The sequence below is a fragment of the Terriglobales bacterium genome, assembly GCA_035624475.1.
GTDB lineage: Bacteria > Acidobacteriota > Terriglobia > Terriglobales > Acidobacteriaceae > DASPRL01.
Map to the genome: position 1 here is coordinate 1 of DASPRL010000125.1, position 6,572 is coordinate 6,572.

General features: G+C 66.5%; 8 protein-coding genes. 1 reads left to right on the plus strand and 7 read right to left on the minus strand.

Annotated features, from left to right (window positions below; translation table 11 throughout):
* Positions 1-130 precede the first annotated feature (130 nt).
* Positions 131-1,138 carry a histone deacetylase gene (locus tag VEG08_05440; protein HXZ27428.1) on the minus strand — a complete coding sequence of 336 codons (1,008 nt, stop codon included), beginning with the start codon at positions 1,136-1,138 and terminating at the stop codon, positions 131-133.
* 139 nt (positions 1,139-1,277) lie between these two features.
* On the opposite strand from VEG08_05440, the gene VEG08_05445 reads away from it, so the two are divergent.
* The gene (locus VEG08_05445; GenBank protein ID HXZ27429.1) at positions 1,278-1,832 is read left to right on the plus strand and encodes a periplasmic heavy metal sensor; all 555 of its coding nucleotides are present in this window, start codon (positions 1,278-1,280) and stop codon (positions 1,830-1,832) included.
* A gap of 218 nt (positions 1,833-2,050) precedes the next feature.
* On the opposite strand, the gene VEG08_05450 is transcribed toward VEG08_05445, so the two are convergent.
* From VEG08_05450 to VEG08_05475, 6 genes are all read right to left on the minus strand, one after another.
* Entirely contained in the window at positions 2,051-2,461 is a 411-nt protein-coding gene (locus VEG08_05450) for a helix-turn-helix transcriptional regulator (GenBank protein HXZ27430.1), read from the minus strand.
* Entirely contained in the window at positions 2,461-2,943 is a 483-nt protein-coding gene (locus tag VEG08_05455) for a hypothetical protein (protein HXZ27431.1), read from the minus strand. Before VEG08_05455 ends, VEG08_05450 begins: the two co-directional genes overlap by 1 nt.
* Positions 2,940-4,154: a J domain-containing protein gene (locus VEG08_05460; GenBank protein ID HXZ27432.1), complete on the minus strand. Its 1,215-nt coding sequence runs from the start codon at positions 4,152-4,154 to the stop codon at positions 2,940-2,942. Before VEG08_05460 ends, VEG08_05455 begins: the two co-directional genes overlap by 4 nt.
* Positions 4,155-4,271: 117 nt before the next feature.
* Entirely contained in the window at positions 4,272-4,622 is a 351-nt protein-coding gene (locus tag VEG08_05465) for a GIY-YIG nuclease family protein (GenBank protein HXZ27433.1), read from the minus strand.
* Between the two features lie 105 nt (positions 4,623-4,727).
* Positions 4,728-5,177, minus strand: a complete 450-nt coding sequence (locus VEG08_05470; GenBank protein ID HXZ27434.1) for a nuclear transport factor 2 family protein — start codon at positions 5,175-5,177, stop codon at positions 4,728-4,730.
* Positions 5,178-5,312: 135 nt separating this feature from the next.
* Positions 5,313-6,572 (minus strand): Hsp70 family protein (locus VEG08_05475; protein HXZ27435.1); only part of this gene is annotated, 1,260 nt, incomplete at its 5' end.

A 6,572-nucleotide genomic window follows, 5' to 3' on the forward strand; every position in this document is an offset into this window, starting at 1 on the left:
CCCGCGGGGCCAGGACCTTGTACGGCTGCAGCTTCTGCGCCATCGGAATCCTCCTGCGAAGTAGTGGGCCGCGCCGGGCGGCCCTGAACCGGAACCATGACTCCCTAAGAAAAGACTCCCTGAGAAAACTCTAGTCGCTCGGCCCGCCGGAGGCAAAGGTCTCCTGGGCCGCCAGCACGGTGTTGCAGTGGATGGTGACCGTGTCCTCGACCTTGCGGGCGTAGCCCCCGGCGTAGGTCACCATCACCGGGATGTTGTGGGCGCGGGCGGCACGGAAGACCATGAGGTCGCGCTTCTTCAGGCCCTCGATGGTGAGCGCCAGGCCGCCCAACTGGTCCTCCTGGTAAGGGTCGGCGCCGGCCAGATAGCAGAGCAGGTCGGGCTGGAACTGGCGCAGCCCCGCGCTCAGCGCCTGGTCGAGCCAGGCCAGGTACTCCTTGTCGGCGGTGCCGTCGGGCAGGTTCACGTCGATCGAGGACGGCGGCTTCCACGCCGGGTAGTTCTTCTCCTGGTGCAGGGAGATGGTGAAGACGTCGCCGTCGTGGATGGCCTGCTCGTGCGCCGGGCCCAGGCGCCCGGGGGTGGCGGGCTGGCCCGCGGGCAGACCGAGGTGCGCGCTCTCCGGCGGCCCGAAGATGGCGGCGGTGCCGTTGCCCTGGTGGACGTCGCAGTCCACGGTCATGGCCCGCTCGATGAGCTTGTCCTTCTGCAGGCGGCGGATGGCGATGGCCACATCGTGGATCATGCAGAAGCCTTCGCCGTGGTCGGGAAAAGCGTGGTGGAAGCCCCCGCCCAGGTTGAAGCACACCTTCTCCTGGAGGGCCCGCCGCGCCGCCAGGATCGAGCCCCCCGCAGCCAGCCAGAAGGCCTCCACCAGGTCCGGCGAGTAGGGGATCTCCATCTGCATTTCTTCGTAAGGCGTGAGCATGGCGTGGCGCAACTTCCGGACGTACTGGGGCGTATGCACCAGCAGGACGTCCTCGTCGCGGGCCGGCTCGGGAACCAGGAAGTCCGAGGCGCCGGCGGTGGCGTCGTCCAGCAGGCGCTGGTGAATGAGGCGGTACTTCTCCGCGGGGAAGACGTGCGCCCCGATGGGCAGGTAGTAGCCGTCGCTGTACACCAGCTTGAAGGGCAGCATGGGATCCGGTGCGGGCCGGAACCCACGATTGTCGCAAAAAACCGCCGGGAGAGCGCAACTCTCTCCTCCGGACGGGTTAGTAGGGGTAGATAGCATTCGGGATGACATTCAGGCAGGACACGACCCAGGGAGGTCATGTATGACGAAGAAGATATGGGCGATGGTGGCGGCGGCGGTGGTGCTGGTGGGCAGCGCGGGCGCGGTGGCGGTGGCCCGCTACGGACGCGGCCACATGGGCCGCGGCGAGATGGGTTTCATGGGCGAGCGCAGCCTGGCGCAGATCGAGGTGCGCCTCAAGCTCAGCCCTGAGCAGTCCAAGCAGTTGCGCGGCCTGATGGCCGGGCGGCGCCAGAAGATGCGCGAGCAGCTCCAGGCCAGCCAAGTGGACCGCCGCGCCCTGATGCAGGAGATATTCAAGGACAACCCCAGCCAGGAGGAGATCCAGAAGCGGCTCTCCGCCATCCAGGAGCGCCAGGCGACCGCGATGAACGACATGGTGCAGGCCGGGCTGGAGTTCAACAAGAGCCTCACCCCGGAGCAGCGCGCCGAGCTGAACAAGATGCTGGCCGAGCGCTTCGAGGTGGCCGACCGCATGCATCAGCGCATGCAGGAGCGCATGCAGCAGCGCCCCCGGCACGGCCAGGGCCCGGGTGGACCCGGCGGACCGCCTCCGGCTCCACAGCAGCCGCAGTAAGGCTTCGTTCGTTTCCTCTCTCTCGCACCGCCGGCGACCCCGGCGGTGCTTTTTTGGTCTTTTTAACCACAGAGGACACAGAGGAAGACAAAGGCAAGAGGCATATAGCAAGAGGCAAACGGTAAGAGGGAATGATGACGCTGTCCTTTGCTCTTCTCTTTTTGCCGTCTTCCTTTTGACTCTTGCCTTTTCCTCTGTGCCCTCTGTGCCCTCTGTGGTTAACGTTTCTTTCGGGTGGGGGTGGGCGGCGGAGGCACGACCATGGGGCGGCGGATGGGGACGATGGCGCCGCGCGCCGGGTCGGCCATGGCCCCCGCCGCCCGCGGCAGCACTTCCTTCTGGATGTAGGCGAGGAACTCCTGGATCTGGCGCTGCATCTCCTCCATGCGCTCCCGCATCTGCAGGATCATGGCGATGCCGGAGATGTTCACCCCCATGTCGCGGGCCAGCGAGAGGATGAACTCCAGCCGCTCCAGGTCCTGGTCGGTATAAAGGCGGGTGTTGCCCTCGGAGCGCGAAGGCTTGAGCAGCCCTTCGCGCTCGTACAGCCGCAACGTCTGCGGATGGATGCCGTACATTTCGGCCACCGCCGAGATCATGTAGGCGCCTTGTCGTTTGCGTCTCGCCATTAGCCCTCGATCCTCGGCCTCTGATCCACGCCGTTCCACGGCGCGTCTTCCGCGGCCTCCCTGGCGGGCGGGTAGGCCGCGATGCGCTTGCTCACCTGGAAGGCCAGAACGCTGCCGCAGAGGAGGATGAGCCACCCCGCCAGGACCCAGAGTGCGTAGTTCCGGTCCCACAGCAGCGCGGTGGCGGCCGCGGCCACGGCCAGGCAGACCGCCAGGGTGATCCGCGGCGTGCGCGCCGAGATCTCGTGGTGCAGTCTCTGCAGCCCGGAGAACAGGACCACGAAGAGAAAAGTGCCCACCGAGAACAGCGCGGTCATCCCGACCGCCAGATCGCGCGCATCGTTCTTGCCGCGGTCGTAGAGATAGACGGCGCCGCCGGCGCTCAGCATCCCGAAAGAGAACGCGATCCCCCAGGCGAAGATCGCCGCCAGGCAGGAGGCGATGGGGCGCGGGATCTTGCGATAGAGCGCGACGATGTTCATACCTGCTTCCACAGCCCGGCGCGCGGGTCCTCCGGGTTCAGCTTGGCCAGCTCGCGCAGGATCTCTTTGGAGCGCTCGTCGCGCACCTGCGGCACCGCGATCTGGATCTCCACGATCTCGTCGCCGCGCACGCCTTCCTTGACCGCCGAGGGCACGCCCTTCTCGCGCATGCGCAGCTTCTGCCCGCTCTGCGTCCCCGGAGGCACGCGCAACTGCGCGCGGCCGTCGATGGTCGGCACCTCGACCTTGGCGCCCAACGCCGCTTCTGTGGGCGTCACCGGGACGGTGAGGTGGATGTCGTCGCCCTCGCGGCGGAAGACCGGATGCTGGCCGCCGCGCACGATGATATAGAGGTCGCCGGCGGGCCCGCCGCCGCGCCCGGCGTTGCCCTTGCCCGCCAGGCGGATGCGCTGACCGTCGCGCGTCCCCGGCTTGATGCGCACTTCCATGGATTCCGTGCGCTGCAGCACGCCCGCGCCGTGGCAGTGGGGGCAGGCCGAGCGCTCGCGTCCCGAGCCGCCGCAGTGCGGGCAGGGAGTGTTGAACTTCATGCGCCCGCCCAGTTGCGTCACCTGGCCCGAGCCCTTGCACTCGGGGCAGGCGCGCGCGCTCTCCAGATAGCCGCGCCCGGCGCATTGCCGGCAGGCCTCCTGGCGGCTGACGTTCAGCTTCACTACCCCGCCCTTGATGGCCTGCCAGAAGCCGATCTGCGCCTGGTACTCCAGGTCGGAGCCCGCCTGCGGGCCGAAGCCTTCTTCCTCGCCGCCGCCGCGGAAGAGGCTGGAGAAGATGTCCTTGAAGCCGCCGCCCTTCCTGGGCGGTTCGGCGCCGGCGCCGAAGAGGTCGGAGAAATCGAAGCCGCTGAAGTCGACGCGGGCGCCGCCACGCGGCCCGGCGCCACCTCCGCCGGGGAAGCCGCCGGGAAATCCGCCGGGCCCGCCGCCGGCGCGGGCGTAGGCCTCGGCCGCCGCGGGATCGATCTGGTCGCTGTAGTAGCCGAGCTGGTCGTAGATCTTGCGCTTTTTGGGATCGGAGAGGACGTCGTTGGCCTCCGACAGCGCCTTGAAGCGCTCTTCCGCCGCCTTGTCGCCGGGATTGACGTCGGGATGGTACTTGCGCGCCAGCTTGCGGAAGGCCTTGCGAATATCCTCGGCGGAGGCGTTCTTCTTCACGCCGAGGATGCCGTAATAATCTCTAGTCGCGGTCGGCATTGTCTCTTTTTACAAATGTCATCCTGAGCGAGCCATGACCGTTTGCTCTGCAAACGGTCATGGCGAGTCGAAGGACCCCGCCACCGTCACTTCCCACCAGAATGCTCCAGGGAATTCTCACCGGCCCTTGATCGATTCCCCCGCAAACGCCATCTCCGCTCCCCACTTCTCCGCCAAGTCCTGCCAGCGCGGGTTGAGGGACTCGATCAGCGCGATCTTCTTCGACCTCCGCCAGCCCTTCAGTTGCTTTTCCCGGTCAATGGCTTTGCGAACGTCGTCGAAGCTCTCCCAGTACACCAGCCGGTCACAGTGATACTTACTGGCGAAGCCCTCAAACTCGCCGCTCTTGTGCTCCCACATGCGGCGTACGATGTCGTTGGTCATGCCGACGTAGAGCGTTCCGCTCTTGCTGGCTGCGATATAGGTCCAGTACTTCTGCTGCATGGCCAGAACGCCTCTGGGCGGCATCGTAGCACAAGCATCCCGGGGGTCCTTCGACTCGGTATGTTCGGCGCACGGCGCCGGACATGCCTCGCTCAGGATGACATTTCTAATGAGAATCTCCTGTTATCCCTACTTCGCCTTCTCCGGCTCCGGCACTTTGGTCGCCTGCCAGGCGATGGCCTGCCAGCGGCCGTCGCGCTTCTGGAAGGTCCCGGTATTGCGGTAGTAGTGCGTCTCCTTCGAGCCGTCCTTGTTCACCACGTTCTGGATGAGGCGGAAGGCGACCACGGCGAAGTCGCCGTAGGCGTGCACCGTGATCTGGTCGGCGTCGAAGGTGGACTGGGGCTCGTCGGGCTTCGCCGGCTCATCCAGCGACTTCATGATGTCGGCCTTGGTGACGTGCCGCCCGGAGGAGCCGGTGTAGAGCACGTCCTCGGCCCAGAAGCTCTGGAAGACGGCCTTGTCGTTACGCCCCGCCGCGTCCAAAAAGTGGTGCAGCAGCGCGGTGAGCTCGTCGGTGGCGGTGGCCTTCTGTTGGGCGACGATAGGGGCCACCAGGGCCAGAATCAGGGCAGGCACGGCAAGCCTTCGCAGCATCGCTTCACCCCGCTCTTGAATTACATCCCGACGGCGAAGCCGGAGGGAGCCCTACTGACCGAGAATCTTGGCGACGATAGGGTTCCCTCGCTTCGCTCGTGATGTTAAACGAACGATCTACTTCTTTTTCTCGTCTACGTCCACGTACTCCGCGTCGATGACGCCCTCGTCCTTCTTCTTCTCGCCGCCGGCAGACTCGCCGGAAGGCTGGCCGCCGGGAGCCCCGCCCGCGGGCTGGGCGGCGCGGTACATCTGCTCCGCCAGCTTGTGCGAGGCCGAGGTCAGGCGCTCGCGCGCCGACTCCATGGCCGCCTTGTCCGAGCCCTCCAGCGCCTTCTTGGCGTCGGCCAGCGCACTCTCCACCTCGGACTTCTCCGAAGCCGAGATCTTCTCGCCATGCTCCTTCAGCATCTTCTCGATGCTGTAGACCATGGAGTCGAGCTGGTTGCGCGCCTCGATCTCCTCGCGCTTGGCCTTGTCCTCGGCGGAGTGCGAGTCCGCTTCCTTGGCCATGCGCTCCACCTCCTCTTTGGAGAGGCCGGACGAGGAGGTGATGGTGATCTTCTGGTCCTTGCCCGTGGCCATGTCCTTGGCGGTCACGTTGAGGATGCCGTTGGCGTCGATGTCGAAGGTGACCTCGATCTGAGGCACGCCCCGCGGGGCCGGCGGCAGCCCGGTCAGGTGGAACTTGCCCAGGGTGCGGTTCTGCGCCGCCAGCGGGCGCTCGCCCTGCATGACGTGGACCTCCACCGAGGTCTGGCTGTCGGCCGCGGTGGAGAAGTTCTCCGTCTTGCGCGTGGGGATGGTGGTGTTGCGCGGGATCATGGTGGTGGCCACGCCGCCCAGCGTCTCGATGGAGAGGGTGAGCGGGGAGACGTCCAAGAGCAGCAGGTCCTTGACCTCGCCGCCCAGCACGCCCGCCTGCACCGCCGCGCCCACCGCCACCACTTCGTCGGGGTTGACGCCGCGGTGCGGCTCCTTGCCGAAGAGTTCTCGCACCAGTTGCTGGATGCGCGGCATGCGCGTCTGCCCGCCCACCAGGACTACTTCGTCGATCTTCTTGGCGTCGATGCCGGCGTCCTTGATGGCCTGCTTGCAGGGCGCCACCGAGCGCTGGATGATGTCTTCCACCATCTGCTCCAGGCGCGCGCGGGTGAGCTTCTTCACCAGGTGCTTGGGCCCGCTGGCGTCGGCGGTGATGAAGGGCAGGTTGATCTCGGTCTCGAGCGTGGTCGACAGCTCGATCTTGGCCTTCTCGGCGGCATCGCGCAGGCGCTGCAGCGCCATCTCGTTGCCCTTGGCGCGCAGATCCAGGCCTTCCTCCTTCTTGAACTCCTCCACCAGCCAGTCCACGATGCGCTGGTCGATGTTGTCGCC